The following is a 14,834-nucleotide window of genomic DNA, read 5'->3' on the forward strand; positions in this document are numbered from 1 at the left end:
CCTGACCCACACTACCGTCTCGCCACCTCGCGCTCCACTGCGGGGACGGGGCGCGTTCATACCATCTTTTCTTTACGAGTAAAGAAAAGTGACATCTCACACGTTCTAAAACGGCCAACACCGCACAGCCGCGCCAGCAGCTAGAAGCAGTAAAACCCCACCCCAAAACGCCCCCCAGTCAGCGGGCGACAAGCAATACAAACCGCATACGTGCATACATATCCAATCTGGGCCCGTCCACGCATGGCATATGCACTTCACGCCGGCCTACAATCCCTGTTCCAAGCACAACAGACTTTGCGAACGAATCAGCGGAACGGGACACTAGGGTCCCGTCCTCACGGGAGATCCCATGCATCTCGAAGGTTCCTGCCATTGCGGCGCGGTCAGCTTCAGCCTGGAGTCCGGCTCGCCTTATCCGTTCATGCATTGCTACTGCTCGATCTGCCGCAAGACGGCGGGCGGCGGTGGCTATGCCATCAACCTCGGCGGTGACGCCGCCACGCTGAAGGTTCGCGGCAAAAAGCATATCGGCATCTATCACGCGGTGATGCGCGAGCCGGGCAAGCGCGCGCGCCGCTCGCCGGCGGAGCGGCATTTCTGCCTGAAATGCGGCAGCGCGTTATGGCTCTGGGATCCGCGCTGGCCGGAGCTGGTGCATCCGCAGGCGGGCGCCATCGATACGCCGCTGCCCAAGCCGCCGGAGGTGGTGGAGGCCGCGCTGGATTTTGCCGCGCCCTGGGTCGATGTGCCCAAGGGGCGAGGCCATGTGCACTGCGGCACCTGGCCCTCCGAGTCGCTTGCCGAGTGGCACAGGCGCCGCGGCCTGCAAGGTTAGCCGCGCGCCAGCATGATCCCCGCGGTGGCGATCAGGCACAGAGCAAACGCGGCGCGCAGCCGCCGCTCCGGCATGCGGTGGGCCAGCGCCACGCCCCACGAGATGGTCAGCATGCCGCCGAGCGACAGCGGGATGCCGCTGGCCCAGTCGACATGGCCGGCATGGGCATAGGCGGCCAGCGCCACCACCGCGCCGGGCGTGACCAGCGCCAGCGCCAGGCCTTGCGCCGCCGCCTGCCGGAATCCGAACAGCCCGACCAGGGCCGGCGCCGCCACCACGCCGCCGCCCACGCTGAAAAAGCCCGAGAACGCGCCGCCGACCACGCCCAGCGCCGGAATCCAGCGCGGTGACAGGCGCGCCTGCTGCGCCGTGGCGGCGCGCCCCGGCAGCAGCCGCCAGAGGAAATAGAGCGCCAGGCAAATCATGAAGCAGGCAAAGATGCGGCGCAGCAACACGGCGTCGATGGCGGTGGCGAGGCGTGCCGAGGCATAAGTCGCCAGCACCGCTGACAGCCCGAGCACGACCGCCGTGCGCAGCGCGATGTCGGCGCGCCGGCGGTATTGCCAGAAGCCGATCAGCACATTGGGCGCAATCATCACCAGTGCGGTGCCCTGGGCCAGTTGCTGGTCCATGCCATAGAGCAGGCCCAGCGCGGGAATGGCAATCAGCCCGCCGCCGATGCCGAACAGCCCGCCCACGGCGCCTAGCGCGCTGCCCAGGCCAAAGATCAACAGGGCGGACAGCAAAGACGGCAGCAGGGAATGGTCAAGCATGGAATGCGGGAGGCGGCTCTAACAGCAACAGCGTGGCAACTGCGTGCACTGCGGGGTGAATGATAACGCCCCGGGCCGGCGTTCCGGCAGGGGCAAAAGGCGCGAAGCGCGTAATGATACGCGGCTTTGGCGACCCGCCTGCTGGCTACTTCGTTTTGTCACGAAAGCAGCGTATTTGTCAGGGTTTTCCCTCGAAACGGGGGTATTCGAGGGGTATTTCCCACATTTACTGGCAGTGTGAAAGGCGTTTGTAATGCGGTTCGGTTTGAATGCGCTCGGGAGATCGTTCGCCGTTGCCGGATACCGGCAAGAACACGTCGGGTTCCACGGAGATGCGTGAATATTCGCTAACTCGGTGCACCGAACGGCGGGCATGGTCGTTTACCGCACACTTAAGTCGAACCGAGCCAGATTGATCGTGTCTTTTTCCATTCCTCGTTTCCTGCTGCTAAGCCTTCTCGGCGCCGTTGCGGGCGCTGCCGTGGCCGGCTCGAATGTGCCGCAAAGCGCACCCTTGCCGATGGACGGGCCCTGTGTGGCGCCGCCGTCCAAGGCTACCCTGACCCTCGCCCAGGTTCGGGTCGATGCCGTGCGCTGCAACCGCGACATCATCGCGGCGCGGCGTAGTGTGGAGGCCAGCCAGGCCGATATCCAGATTGCGTCGCAGCGGCCCAACCCCGTGCTCAGCCTGGGCGTGGCCAATATCAACCCGCATGCCGGCTTCAACTCGGGCGGCCCGCGCAGCAAGACGGTGGACTCCACGCTGCGCGTGGACCAGGTGATCGAGACTGCCAACAAGGCAGGCTTGCGCGTGGATACCGCGCAAGCCTCCAGCCGTGCCGCCGGCGAAGTGCTGCAGGCGGTGATCACCCAGCAGGCGAGCCTGGTGGACCAGGCGTTCTATGAGGCACTGGTGAGCCAGGAGCGGGTTGCCGTGCTCAACGAGACGCTGGCGCTCTACGGCCGCACCCAGCAGGCCAACGAGGCTCGCCTGAAGGCTGGCGATGTGTCGCGCGCCGATGTGGCCAAGCTGCAGCTCGATGTGTTGCGCGCGCAAGCCGACCTGCGCAGCGCCATGGCCGACCATGCCAGTGACAAGGCCGCGCTGGCGCAAGCCATCGGCGTGCCCGGCACGCTGGCCGACAATCGCCTGACGCCCGACTGGCCCGCCCTGGACGTGCCGGTGCCCCAGCCCGATGCCGACACCGTGCAGCGCCGCGCCGACGTGGCGGCAGCAGAAGCCCGCCTGGCCGCGGCCGCCAGCGCGCGCGACCTGGCCCGCGCGGGGCGCGTGCCGGATGTCACCGTGGGCGCGCAGGCGGAGCACTACCCTGTCTCGGCCGCCAACCAGACCGGCAGCGGCAACAGCTTCGGCGTGTTCGTGTCGATCCCGCTCTACGTGCGCCACAGCTTTGGCGGCGAAGCCCGCCGCGCCGAGGTGGATTACTACGCCGCGCTGGATGATCGCAACCGCGTGCTGCTCGAGGCGCAGAACGAGCTGGAGCGCTCGCGCAACCAGCTTGAAGCCGCGCGCCTGTCGCTCAAGCAGATGGTCGAAGGTGTGGTGCCGACCGCCGAGAGTGTCGCTGGCAGCGCCGAGTTTGCCTATGCCAAGGGCGCCAGCAGCGTGCTGGACCTGCTCGATGCGCGCCGGGCCTTGCGCCAGACGCGCCTGGACGCTGTCAACGCGCAAGGCGATTTCGCCAAATCCCTGTCGGCTTACCGCGCCGCCCTGCAGTCCTCACCCAATTCCCAGGCTCGCCCCGATGTACCGCGTCCTTAATTCCGTGTCTGCTCCGATGTCCGTCCCGATGACTGCTACGCCTGCTTCGATGTCCCCCGTACGTGCCGCGGCCCGCCATGGCGTCGCCGCCCGGCTGGTCGCGTTTTCGCTGGTCGCGCTGGCGCTCGCCGCCTGCGGCAAGAAGGAAGCCCCGCCCCCCAGCGACGAACCCAAGGTCAGCGGCAACACCGTTGAATTTCCGGCCACGGTCAGGACGCTGCCCGGCATCGTGGGCGAGACCGTCAAGAGCGGCGGCGAGCGCATGCTGAGCCTGCCAGGCCGCCTGGTCTGGAATGAGGACCGCACCGTGCGCGTGTCGACGCCGTTTGCCGGGCGCGTGACCGAGGTGCTGGTGCAGCCCGGGACCAACGTCAAGGCGGGGCAGGCGCTGGCCATGCTGACCTCGACCGATTTCGGCGTGGCCCAGGCCGACGCCCGCAAGGCCGCGGCCGACGCCGCCTATGCCGGCAAGGCGCTGGCCCGCCAGCGCGAGCTGTACGGTGCCGGCGTCGTGGCGCAAAAGGACCTGGAGCAGACCCAGGCCGAAGCCGCCCGGGCCAATGCCGACCTGCAGCGCACCCAGGCTGCCTTGCGCCAGTATGGCGCCGGCGCGCAGGGCGAGGGCGCGAGCAACCGCTTTGCCTTGCGCACGCCGATCGACGGCCTGGTGGTGGAGCGCAATATCAATAACGGCATGGAGCTGCGCCCCGACCAGCCGCCCACCGCGCCGCTGTTCCTGGTCACCGATCCCGGCGAACTGTGGGCGCAGGTCGACGCGGCCGAGGCCGACATCGCCCTGTTCAAGCCCGGCGTGACCGTCCAACTGGTGTCGGCCGCCTATCCCGGCGAGACCTTCGCCGGCAAGGTGGTCAAGGTGGCCGATTACGTGGATCCTGCGGCGCGCAGCATCAAGGTGCGCTTGTCCGTGCCCAACCCGGACCGTCGCCTGAAGGCCGAGATGTTCGTCACCGCCAAGCTGCAGGCCGCCTCCTTCCAGGGGATCGCGGTGCCGTCCAAGGCCGTGTTCCTGGCCGAGAACCACCACTTTGTGTTCGTGCGCACGGCGCAGAACCGCTTTGAGCGCAAGCAGATCAAGCTGGGCGTGTCGCTGCCCGGCATGGCCGAGGCGGTGGAAGGGCTCAAGGATGGCGACGTGGTGGTGACCGACGGCAACCTGTACCTGCAGGACATCCTGCGAGACGCCACCGCGGTCAACGCGGCGCGCGCGAGCGAAGCCAGCAGCGCCAGCGCGAAGCAGTGAGGAAGACCGCCACATGATTTCGCGCATCGTCCATTTTGCCCTGCACCAGAAGCTGTTCGTCTGGCTCGGCCTTGCCATCTTCATCGGGGGTGGCCTTGCGGCCTTCAAGAACCTGCCGATCGAAGCCTTCCCGGATGTCTCCGACATCCAGGTCAACGTCATTACGCTGTACCCGGGCCGGGCCGCCGAGGAAGTCGAGCGCCAGGTCACGATCCCGATCGAGACCGCGCTGGCCGGCACGCCGAACTCCGTGCGGGTGTTCTCGCACACCCAGTTCGGCCTGTCCTTCCTGATGGTCACCTTCAATGACAAGGCCACCGACGTGGTGGCCCGCCAGCAGGTGATCGAGCGCCTGCGCGGGGTGGACCTGCCCGACGGCGTGCAGCCGGAGCTGGCGCCGCTGTCCACCGCCATCGGCGAGATCTTCCGCTTTCGCCTGACCGGCAAGGGCTACAGCGCGCAGGAACTGCGCACGCTGCAGGACTGGGTGGTGGAGAAGAACCTGCGCCAGGTCCCGGGCGTGGCCGACCTTGTCACCATTGGCGGCACCATCAAGCAGTACGAGGTGAACCCCAACCTGGCGAAGATGCGCGACGCCAAGATCTCGCTCTCGCAACTCTTTACCGCCCTGCAGCGCGCCAACTCCAACGCCGGCGGCGGCGCCGTGGCCAACGGGCGCCAGCAATTCCTGCTGCGCTCGCTGGGCAGCTTCCGTACCTCGGCCGATATCGCCGATGTGGTGGTGTCGGAAGTCAACGGCACGCCGATCCTGGTCAAGGACATTGCCGAAATCAGGACCGGTTCCGCGCCGCCCCAGGGCCTGATGGGCCAGGACGACGAGGACGATATCGTCTCGGGCATCGTGGTGATGCGCAAGGGCGAGAATCCCTCGCTGGTGCTCGAAGCGCTCAAGAAGAGGATCGACCTGCTGGACAATTCGATCCTGCCCAAGGGCGTGAAGATCGTGCCCTACTACGACCGCTCCACGCTGATCGACAAGACCCTGCACACGGTGTTCGGCAACCTGGTCGAGGGCGCGCTGCTGGTGATGGCCGTGTTGTATCTGTTCCTGGCCAATGTGCGCGCCGCGGCCATCGTGGCGATCGTGATTCCGCTGGCGCTGCTGTCCACGTTCATCGGCCTGACCTGGGTGGGCATTCCCGCCAACCTGCTGTCGCTGGGCGCGATGGACTTCGGCATCATCGTGGACGGCGCGGTGATCGTGGTGGAGAACATCTTCAAGCGGCTGGGCGAGCTGAAGGAAGCCCAGATCAAGGACAGCCGCGCGCGCATGCACGCCATCCTCCAGGCCACCACCGAAGTGGGCCGCCCGACCGTGTTCTCGATGATCATCATCATCGCCGCGCACATCCCGATCTTTACGCTGCAGCGCCACGAGGGCAAGATCTTCGCGCCCATGGCCTACACCGTGACGGGTGCGCTGGTCGGCTCGCTGATCATCTCGCTGACGCTGGTGCCGCTGCTGTGCCACCTGCTGCTGACCAAGAACATCGCGCATGAAGACAACTTCATGGTGCGCCATAGCAAGCGCCTCTACGAGCCGATGCTGGCCTGGGCGCTGGACCACAAGCGCACCGTGGTGGGCATCTCCGTTGGCCTGCTGGTGGCAACGGTTGGCGTGGGCAAGTTCCTCGGCAGCGAGTTCCTGCCGGAGCTGGATGAAGGCTCGATGTGGGTCAGCTTCGACCTGCCGGCGTCGGTGTCCATCGACGAAGCGCGCGACCAGGCCCGCCGCCTGCGTGGCGTGATTCGCAAGACGCCCGAGGTCAATACCACCATTTCCAAGGTGGGCCGCCCGGACGACGGCACCGATCCCAAGCTGATCAACACCGTTGAAATCCTGGTTGACCTGAAGAACGACAAGCAATGGCGCGCGGGCTACGACAAGCGCAAGATCATCAACGAGATCAACGCCAACCTGCGCCAGCTGCCCGGCATCGAGCCTAATTTCTCGCAGCCGGTGCGCGACAACATTCTTGAGAGCATCTCCCAGATCAAGGGCCAGATCGTGATCAAGGTGCAGAGCGACAGCTTGCAGCAGAACAAGCGCGTGGCCGACCAGATCCTCGCCAACGTGCAATCGGTCCAGGGCGTGATGCGCGCCTTTATCGACCGCGACGGCGAGCTGCCGCAATATGTGCTGGACTTCGACCGCGCCCAGGCCGCCCGCTACGGCATCAACGTGGGAGACGTGCAGGACCTGATGGAGACCGCGCTGGCCGGCAAGGCAGCCACCGAGCTGTGGGAGGGCGAGAAGCACTTCAGCGTGGCGGTGCGCCTCAAGCCTAACGAGCGCCAGCTGCCAAACCTGCCGAATATCTTCTTGCAGACGGCGGACGGCGCGCAGGTGCCGCTGTCGCAACTGGTGCACTTCCGCGCGGCTTCCGGCGCGATGAACATCAGCCGCGAGAACGGCCAGCGCACCACGTCCATCGGCATCTTCATCCATGACCGCGACATGGGCAGCGTGGTGAAGGACATGCAGGCGCTGGTCGCCAAGAACGTCAAGGCCGACGACGTCAAGATCAGCTGGTCGGGCGAGTTCGAGAACCAGGAACGCGCCATGGCGCGGCTGTCGATCGTGGTGCCGCTGTCGGTGCTGGTGATCTTCCTGCTGCTGTTCAATGCCTTCAAGTCGTTCAAGAGCGCGACCCTGATCATCTCGAACATTCCGTTCGCGCTGATCGGCGGCGTGTTTGCGCTGTTCATCACCGGCATTCCGCTGTCGGTGTCGGCTGCGATCGGCTTTATCGCGCTGTTCGGCCAGGCCGTGCTCAATGGCGTGGTGATGGTGACCTACTTCAACCAGCTGCGCGACGAAGGCATGCCGGTGCGCCAGGCCGTCCTGACCGGCTCGATGGACCGCCTGCGCACGGTGCTGATGACCGCGCTGCTGGCCATGCTGGGCCTGTTCCCGATGGCCATCTCGCGCGCCATCGGCTCGGAGACGCAGCGCCCGCTGGCCATCGTCATCATTGGTGGCCTGATCACCGCCACCATGCTCACGCTGATCGTGCTGCCCACGTTGTATGAGTGGATGGTCGGCCGCAACTGGCCGGACGAAGAGAACGGCAATGGCAATGGCAATGGCAAGGAGAACCGCTTGTCGGATTCGCTGCCGGCCTGATCTTCCGGTTGCAGACAGAGCCGGAGCTGCGTTGTCGTGAGGGGAAAGGGTGAGACAGCCGTCGTCATGGCGCGCGGCTCAGGCCTGTTCAGCGGCTTCGGCTAATGCCTCAGGTTTGCTCCCCTCTCCCACGTGTGGGAGAGGGGCTGGGGGAGAGGGCGGGCGCTCGTTACACCGTCGTGCTGGACAACACCAAACACCACGGGCTTCGCTTCCAGTGGCTCCTAGCTGATATGACTCCCCCGTGTCAATCGAGATTGGTTTGATTCAGTTTCACAGTTGCATGTTGTTCCCCAATTTCCTGGAGGGCGACGTAGCAGTAAGTCTCGACGGTGGATCACGCTGATATCCGCGGGTTGCTATGCTGGCCTCCGCGCTGGAAATCGCCGGGTGTGGCACTGTCCACACCATGCGGCTCTGGCAGTCATGCTAACCCGCGTTTGATTCCTCGCGGCGGGCCAGCCCTCTTTGCCCCAGGGGAGTCATATTGACTAAGCCACCCCTCTCCCCGGCCCTCTCCCCATGAGGGGAGAGGGAGAGACAGCCGTCGTTATGGCGTGCGGCTTTGGCCTGTTCAGCGGCTTCGTTGAGCAGGGCGAAGTTAGTTGGCAAGCTCGCCGCCAGCTGCCTTCAGGGCAATCCGGTCGACCAGCAGCACGATGACGGCACCGATYGCCGTCGCCGCCACGCGGTCCATCAGCATGCCGGCGTCGGCCGGCCGGCTGGCGCCCATGATCATCACCATCAGCGGGGTCATGACTGCCGAGTAGGCCAGGTAGTTGCGCAGGCGCAGCAGTGGCCGGATGCCGGCCAGCCATCCCGCATTGAATGCCACCAGCCAGTACGGGAGCTGGTGGCCCAGCAGCAAGCTCGCGCCAAGCACGCCGAGGAGGGTGCCGGCCACCCGCTGCGTGGCCTTGACGGCGAAGCCCTCCGGCTGCCGCTGCAGCAGGATCGCCACGGTCAGCGTGATCCATTCGAAGTGATGGCCCGGAAGCAGCCAGCGCAGGATGCAGGCGCAGCCCAGGCCGAGCACCAGCCGCAGCGTGTATTGCCACCCGGCCCAATACGACAGCGTGCGCCGCCATCGCTGCAGGCGCTGCGCCGTGGTGGGCAACGCCAAGGGCGTGCCGGGCTGCGCCAGCGCCTTGGCCCTCGGCGCGAGGAGCAGGCACAGCAGACAGGTCCAGAGCGCGCCGGCCAGCGTGAGCAGGAGAAAGCCTGCCCGATGCGGCGCAGCGCTTGCCGCACCGGTGGCAATGATCAGGAACAGGACGAAGCGCGTGGCCGCGATCGCGAGCGGGCGGCTGTAGCCGCCAATGCAGGCCGCCGCACCTGCCAGCAAAAGCACAATGACATCGGTCAGGGCGCCGTGGCCTGCCGCGACGGCAGCGATGGCCGCGGCAGCCGCAACCGGTGCAAGCAGGGCCGCCAGCGGCCTGATGCGGGATTCGTCTTGCGCATCGATGCAGGATCCGGCGACCGCCCCGGCGCCGATCGCCAGGCTGCCGAGCGCGGCGGCCTGGCCAAGCGCGATCTGCCCCATGGCGCCAGCGAGCAGCAGCGGCATGCCCATGCCCAGGGCTGCCGCGAGCATCTCGCGAGGATGCACCTGCGCGCCGGCGGGCCAATGGATGGCTTTGGCAAGATGGGTCTTTGCGCTCAATGTCCCCTCCCGTGATTGCGGGCCTCCGCCGCCAGAAAATCGCGCGGCGCCTGTCCCAGCGCGCGCCGGAACATGGTGGAGAAGGCGCCGGCATTGGCATAGCCGGTTTCGGCCGCCACGTGCGCGAGCGGCTTGCCGCGGCTCATCAGGTCCACGGCGTGCGCCAGCCGCAATTGCTGGCGCCAGGCGGCAAAGCTGGTGCGCAGCTCGGTGCGGAACAGGCGCGCCAGGGTGCGCTCGCTGGCACCCGTCAGTTCGGCCCATTGCGCCAGGCTTAGCGCTGAGCCTGGCTGCTCCATCAAGGCATCGCACAAGGCTTTAAGGCGGCGGTCGGTAGGCAAGGCCAGCCCCGGCCAGAGCGTGGGCGCGGTGCGCAACTCCTCGAGCAGCAAGGCCGCGCTTAGCTGGCGCCGTGGCGCGGACAAGCTGGCCGCGTCGGTCAGCGCCACCATCAGGTTGCGCATCAACGCCGACACTTCCACGACCACGCAGGCGGTGAGCGAAAGCGGCGCCGCCTGCGGCAGCACATAGCAGGCATGCAGCGCTGCGTCGCCCAGCGTGACCACCTCGTGTTCCACATCCGGCGGAATCCACACCGCGCGCATGGTCGGCACCACCCAGGTGGTGCCTGCCGCGGTCACCCGCATGCTGCCGCGCGAGGGGCACGAGATCTGCCCCCAAGCATGCCGATGGCGGCGAATGATGGCGTTGGGCGGCGGCAGGCGCAGATGCACGATGACCGGTTGCTCGGCGGTGGGCTGGGTCAGCGGGACGGGCTGGTAGGTGGTGCGTGGCATCTGGCTCGGCGCGGCTTTGGCGCGGGTTTTCGGGTGTGGCTGGTATTCGTAAGAAATTGCCCGAGAAGTGTAACCCGGCCAGATCGGCGCGTCCTACGATGGCGCTCATCGCATGAGCACCACGGAGTTCCCTCGCATGAGCAATACCAGTCAGACCGGCTTGCCGCCCCCGGCCAGCCTTCCCGGCAATCCCGCCGCTTCCAAGGCGCCACCCGCCGCGGGCCCCGCATCCGCGGGCAAGCTGTCGGACAGCGCGCGCGCCGCCTTGGTCATCGCCCTGTGCGTAGCCGCGGTATGGCTGGTGGGCCGCGCCACCGGCGCGCCCGGCGGGCTGGTGCTGGCGGGCGCGCTGGTGGCGTCCACCGTGTGCTGCTGGGCGCTGGGCGTGCTGCCCGAGCCGGCTACGACGTTGCTGTTCTTCCTGTGCGCCGTCGTGCTGCACGTGGCGCCGGCCTCCGTGGTGTTCTCGGGTTTTGCCTCTACCGCGTGGTGGCTCATGTTCGGTGGCGCGGTAACCGGCGTGGCGTTGCGCCAGACCGGGCTGGCGCAACGCCTGGCGGCCATCATCTTCCGGGGCCGGGTGGGCAGCTATCGCCAGGTGATCGGCACCGTGGCGGTGAGCGCCGTGGGGCTGGCATTCCTGATGCCCTCGACCACCGGGCGGGTGCTGCTGCTGATGCCGATCGTGCTGGCGCTGGCCGACCGGCTTGGATTCGCACCGGGTTCCAACGGCCGCATCGGCATGGTGCTGACCGTGGCAGCCGCCAGCTATATGCCGCCCACCACCATCCTGCCGGCCAATATCCCCAACAGCGTGTTGCTCGGCGCGGCTAGCTCCCTGTATGGCGTCAACCTGAGCTATGGCAGCTATCTCCTGCTGCATTTCCCCATCCTCGGCTTGCTCAAGACCGTGATGCTGGTCTGGCTGGTATGCCGGCTGTTTCCCGAGCACGGACCGATCGCGGCACTCCCGCGCGAGCAAGCGAGCGCGCCGAGCCGGCAGGAAAAGCTGCTGGCGGTGATCCTGGTGCTGGCCGTGGCCGGGTTTGCCACCGACACGCTGCACGGCGTCTCGCCGGCCTGGATCTCGCTGGCGGCATGCATCGTCTGCCTGCTGCCGGGCGTGGGCCTGGTTTCCTCGCGCATGCTGGCCGAGCAGGTGCACCTCACGCCCCTGATCTATGTGGCCGGCTTTCTCGGCCTGGGCGCTGTGGTGGAATCCACCGGGCTGGGGGGCGCCATCAGCACGGCGCTGCTGCGCTGGCTCCCCCTTTCGCCGGGGCATACCGCCGCCAATGTGGCCGCGCTTGGCGCGGTCGGGGCGAGCCTGGGGCTCATGACGACGCTACCCGGATTGCCGGCCGTGCTGACGCCGCTGGCCAAACAGCTGGCGCAGGCCACGGGTTTGTCGCTGGAAGCCGTGCTGATGCTGCAGGTTCCCGTGTTTTCCACGGTGTTCTTTCCCTACCAGTCGCCACCCATCGTGATCGCCATGCAGCTCGGTGGCGTGGGGCTGCGCGACGGAACCCGCATGTGCCTGGCGCTGGCCGCGCTGACCTTGCTGGTGCTGCTGCCGCTGGATTACTTCTGGTGGCGCTTGCTGGGCTACCTGCCTTGAGCGCGCTGCCAGCAAGCTTGCGCTAACTGAGGCATGATCTCGGCCTTCGACCTCTGGTTAACCCCAGCCCCGGGTAGGCTGGCATGCGGGTAAGCCGAGCTCCACCGTAGAAGGCAATCATGACGACAAGAGCGCACTGCGCGCCGCAAGCGCAGGCTAGCCCCGTGGGCGGCGCAAGCTGGATGACCCTGCTGCTGGCCACTGCCTGCGGCCTGATCGTGGCCAACCTGTATTACGCGCAGCCGTTGATCGGCCCGATCGGCCACGCGCTGGGGCTGTCGCCGCAGGCGGCGGGCCTGATCGTGACCCTGATCCAGGCCGGTTACGGCGCGGGCCTGCTGCTGATCGTGCCGCTGGGCGACATCATCGAGAACCGCCGGCTGATTTGCAGCCTGCTGGCCGCCAGCGCACTCGCACTGGCTGGCGCGGCGCTGGCCGGCCATGCCGGGGTGTTTCTGCTGGCGGCCGTCTGCATCGGGCTGAGCTCCGTGGCGGCCCAGGTCCTGGTGCCGTTTGCCGCGCACCTGGCGCCTGAGCATGCGCGCGGCCGTGTCGTCGGCAATGTCATGAGCGGCCTGATGCTGGGCATCATGCTGGCCCGCCCGGCCGCCAGCCTGGTCACCGACCTGTGGGGCTGGCATGCCATCTTCGCGGGCTCGGCCGTGGGTATGGCCCTGCTCGCCGCCGTGCTCATGCGGCTGCTCCCGGATCGCCGCCCGGCGCCTGCGGTGCGATATGGCGCGCTGCTGGTGTCCATGTGGCAGCTGCTGTGCGCGCAGCCCGTGCTGCGCCGGCGTGCGGCTTACCAGGCATGCATGTTCGGGGCGTTCAGCCTGTTCTGGACCACCGTGCCCCTGTGGCTCGCCGGCCCCGGGTTCGGCCTGAGCCAGAAGGGCATCGCCCTGTTCGCGCTGGCTGGCGTGGCGGGTGCGGTGGCCGCGCCCATCGCCGGGCGCCAGGCCGATCGCGGCCGTGGCCGGGGCATGACCATGCTCGCCATGTTGCTCGCGGCCGGCGCCTTTGTGCTGGGCCAGGCCGGCACGCCCGGCTCGCCCTTAGCCCTGGCGGCGCTGACGATTGCCGCCATCGCGCTGGATTTTGGCGTGGCAGCCACCCTGGTCGTGGGCCAGCGCGCCATTTTTGCCCTGGGCGCCGCCTATCGCAGCCGCCTGAACGGGCTGTTCATGGCGATCTTCTTCACCGGTGGCGCCGTGGCATCGGCCGTCGGGGCGTGGGCCTTTGCCCAAGGCGGCTGGACGCTCACCAGCTGGATCGGCTTCGGCCTGCCGGCCATGGCGGGCCTGTACTTCGCTACCGAGCGGCGGCCCGCGGGCGCGCCGCCGCGCTGATCCCGGATCGCCGGGGCCGGGCGCGCGCCCTGTGCGCTTGATCCGGGCAGCGCCCTGATCTATCGATGCTCCCGGGCGCCCCGCCGAAATTTTTTTTCGTTCCAAGGGAAATGACTGCATTCCCTGTCAACCAGACGTATTACTATTCGTTACGAAATATTACGGGGCCGAAACACTTGGCCCGGTGGTCCCCCACGCTGCCGGCCTTGCCCCGTGATCCAGGCTACGCCTGGCCGCCTGCCCCGTCGCCGTCGTGGCGGGCGCGGCGGTTTCGAATCGTAAGCGCAGCACCACAAGACCGGATACCGGCTTTGCTGCATCGGGAACAGGGGAGCGTCAAGTGGTGCAAGGACCAATCTCGAGCCTTCAATGGTTGTCGGGGCTCAATGCCAGGGGATTTTTTCACGATCTCGGGCCTTTTTTCTATTTTCGCTATCTGGCGGCGCTCACTGCGTTGTCGGCGTTTTGCCACCCGCCGGGCGGCAAGAAGTGGATACTCAAGCGTTTCAAGCTGATCTGCCGGTCCGCATTCCGCTTTGCCGCGGTGCGCAGCTGGCTGCAGGCGGTCGACTCCTGCGCGCTGATGCGGCGCGTGGCCATGGCCAAGCCTTCGCTGCTCGAGCGCCCGTATCGCCCGCTTGGCGCATGCGGGCTGAGCTTTCGCGAGCGCATGCGTACGGTGCTGGATCACTACCGTGCGATGAGCACGCTGGTGCCGCTGGCGCTGAGCGAACGCGTCTACGTGGGCGGCGGGCTCGAATGGGTGATGGGCGACGGCCGCTATAGGTTGCGCCTGGCGGATTCGGGGCCGAACCCCAAGGAAGGCGAACTGGCCTTTTATTGGCTGGACACGGCCAGCGGCGTGTGCCTGAGCCAGCTCAGCTTCTACCTGGCGCAGCGCAAGGACGGCACGGAGATCTTCGTCGGGGGCCTGCAAGGCCCCATGGGCGAGAGCAGCCGTGACCTGATCCGCGAATCCACCAAGGCCTGCGAAGGCCTGCGTCCCAAGGACGCGGTCATGGAAGCGTTGCTCGGCTTTGCCGCCTTGCTCGGGGTGCAGCGCATCGTAGGCGTCAGCAAGAAGAATCACGTGGGCCGCCAACGCCATACCCCGCGCGAGATCCGCTGCGACTACGAGGGCTTCTGGATGGAGTCCGCGGGCCAGCCAATGCCTTGCGGCAACGTCGAGGTGCCGGTCAACCAGCCGCGCCGCGATGTGATGGCGCTGCCGTCCAAGAAGCGCTCCGCATACCGGCGCAAGCTGGCCCAGGTAGAGGCCATCCACGCGGCCGTGCACGGCTGGTTCGCGGCGCCTGCCGTGCCGCAAGCAACCACCCCGGCGCCTGCGCTGACGCAGGTGATTGCGCCGGGCAGCGCGGAGCCGCTTGCGGCGTGAGGCAGGGCGGCGGCGGGCCGCCGTGGATGCACACAAGAAAACGCAGGCTTCGGCCTTAATGCCGTTCAGTTAAGAGCTGAACGGCATTTTTGTATGTAGCGTCAGAGGAAGTTGTAAACGCTGCGCCGAAGTGTTAACTTTCGGGCGCGATGCTTTCCAGTCACCTGACCTTCCTGCTCGAAGCGCAACAGCCGGCCGACTTGAG

Annotated in this window: 10 protein-coding genes; 7 read left to right on the forward strand and 3 right to left on the reverse strand. The window is 67.2% G+C overall.

The features are described from left to right. The first annotated feature begins 352 nt into the window (after positions 1-352). Positions 353-838, forward strand: a complete 486-nt coding sequence (locus tag AB4061_RS39845) for a GFA family protein (protein ID WP_441641550.1) — start codon at positions 353-355, stop codon at positions 836-838. Here the strand turns inward: AB4061_RS39845 and AB4061_RS39850 are convergent. Next, on the reverse strand, positions 835-1,611 hold the full coding sequence (locus tag AB4061_RS39850; protein WP_441641551.1) for a sulfite exporter TauE/SafE family protein: 777 nt from the start codon (positions 1,609-1,611) through the stop codon (positions 835-837). The genes AB4061_RS39845 and AB4061_RS39850 overlap by 4 nt on opposite strands. A gap of 520 nt (positions 1,612-2,131) precedes the next feature. On the opposite strand from AB4061_RS39850, the gene AB4061_RS39855 reads away from it, so the two are divergent. From AB4061_RS39855 to AB4061_RS39865, 3 genes are read left to right on the forward strand one after another with little or no spacing between them, the layout of a single operon-like run. Next, complete coding sequence (locus AB4061_RS39855; protein WP_441641559.1) at positions 2,132-3,394, forward strand: TolC family protein; 1,263 nt, start codon at positions 2,132-2,134, stop codon at positions 3,392-3,394. 49 nt (positions 3,395-3,443) lie between these two features. After that, positions 3,444-4,655, forward strand: a complete 1,212-nt coding sequence (locus AB4061_RS39860; protein WP_441641552.1) for an efflux RND transporter periplasmic adaptor subunit — start codon at positions 3,444-3,446, stop codon at positions 4,653-4,655. A 13-nt stretch (positions 4,656-4,668) separates the two neighbouring features. Then, positions 4,669-7,803 carry an efflux RND transporter permease subunit gene (locus AB4061_RS39865; RefSeq protein ID WP_441641553.1) on the forward strand — a complete coding sequence of 1,045 codons (3,135 nt, stop codon included), beginning with the start codon at positions 4,669-4,671 and terminating at the stop codon, positions 7,801-7,803. Positions 7,804-8,404: 601 nt separating this feature from the next. Here AB4061_RS39865 and AB4061_RS39870 read toward each other — a convergent pair. Both AB4061_RS39870 and AB4061_RS39875 read right to left on the reverse strand, forming a co-directional pair. Then, the gene (locus tag AB4061_RS39870) at positions 8,405-9,469 is read right to left on the reverse strand and encodes an FUSC family protein (RefSeq protein ID WP_441641554.1); all 1,065 of its coding nucleotides are present in this window, start codon (positions 9,467-9,469) and stop codon (positions 8,405-8,407) included. Continuing rightward, a complete protein-coding gene (locus tag AB4061_RS39875; protein ID WP_441641555.1) occupies positions 9,466-10,266 on the reverse strand; it encodes an AraC family transcriptional regulator in 801 nt (266 codons plus the stop codon). The genes AB4061_RS39870 and AB4061_RS39875 overlap by 4 nt, the downstream gene beginning before the upstream one ends. 136 nt (positions 10,267-10,402) lie before the next feature. Here AB4061_RS39875 and AB4061_RS39880 point away from each other — a divergent pair, with 136 nt between their 5' ends. The 3 genes from AB4061_RS39880 (at position 10,403) to AB4061_RS39890 (ending at position 14,629) form a co-directional block, all read left to right on the forward strand. Further along, positions 10,403-11,884, forward strand: a complete 1,482-nt coding sequence (locus AB4061_RS39880; protein WP_441641556.1) for an SLC13 family permease — start codon at positions 10,403-10,405, stop codon at positions 11,882-11,884. Positions 11,885-12,003: 119 nt separating this feature from the next. Next, entirely contained in the window at positions 12,004-13,233 is a 1,230-nt protein-coding gene (locus tag AB4061_RS39885; RefSeq protein ID WP_441641557.1) for an MFS transporter, read from the forward strand. A gap of 343 nt (positions 13,234-13,576) precedes the next feature. Continuing rightward, on the forward strand, positions 13,577-14,629 hold the full coding sequence (locus AB4061_RS39890; protein ID WP_441641558.1) for a DUF535 family protein: 1,053 nt from the start codon (positions 13,577-13,579) through the stop codon (positions 14,627-14,629). Positions 14,630-14,834: the final 205 nt, after the last annotated feature.

Origin of the sequence: Cupriavidus sp. YAF13, assembly GCF_052113425.1 — a bacterium.
Taxonomy (GTDB): Bacteria; Pseudomonadota; Gammaproteobacteria; order Burkholderiales; family Burkholderiaceae; genus Cupriavidus.

Excerpts from the sequence above, each read along its gene's own strand:
- AB4061_RS39845 (WP_441641550.1), top strand. The coding sequence starts at position 353 with ATGCATCTCGAAGGTTCCTGCCATTGCGGCGCGGTCAGCTTCAGCCTG.
- AB4061_RS39850 (WP_441641551.1), bottom strand. The coding sequence starts at position 1,611 with ATGCTTGACCATTCCCTGCTGCCGTCTTTGCTGTCCGCCCTGTTGATC.
- AB4061_RS39855 (WP_441641559.1), top strand. The coding sequence starts at position 2,132 with ATGGACGGGCCCTGTGTGGCGCCGCCGTCCAAGGCTACCCTGACCCTC.
- AB4061_RS39860 (WP_441641552.1), top strand. The coding sequence starts at position 3,444 with ATGTCCCCCGTACGTGCCGCGGCCCGCCATGGCGTCGCCGCCCGGCTG.
- AB4061_RS39865 (WP_441641553.1), top strand. The coding sequence starts at position 4,669 with ATGATTTCGCGCATCGTCCATTTTGCCCTGCACCAGAAGCTGTTCGTC.
- AB4061_RS39875 (WP_441641555.1), bottom strand. The coding sequence starts at position 10,266 with ATGCCACGCACCACCTACCAGCCCGTCCCGCTGACCCAGCCCACCGCC.
- AB4061_RS39880 (WP_441641556.1), top strand. The coding sequence starts at position 10,403 with ATGAGCAATACCAGTCAGACCGGCTTGCCGCCCCCGGCCAGCCTTCCC.
- AB4061_RS39885 (WP_441641557.1), top strand. The coding sequence starts at position 12,004 with ATGACGACAAGAGCGCACTGCGCGCCGCAAGCGCAGGCTAGCCCCGTG.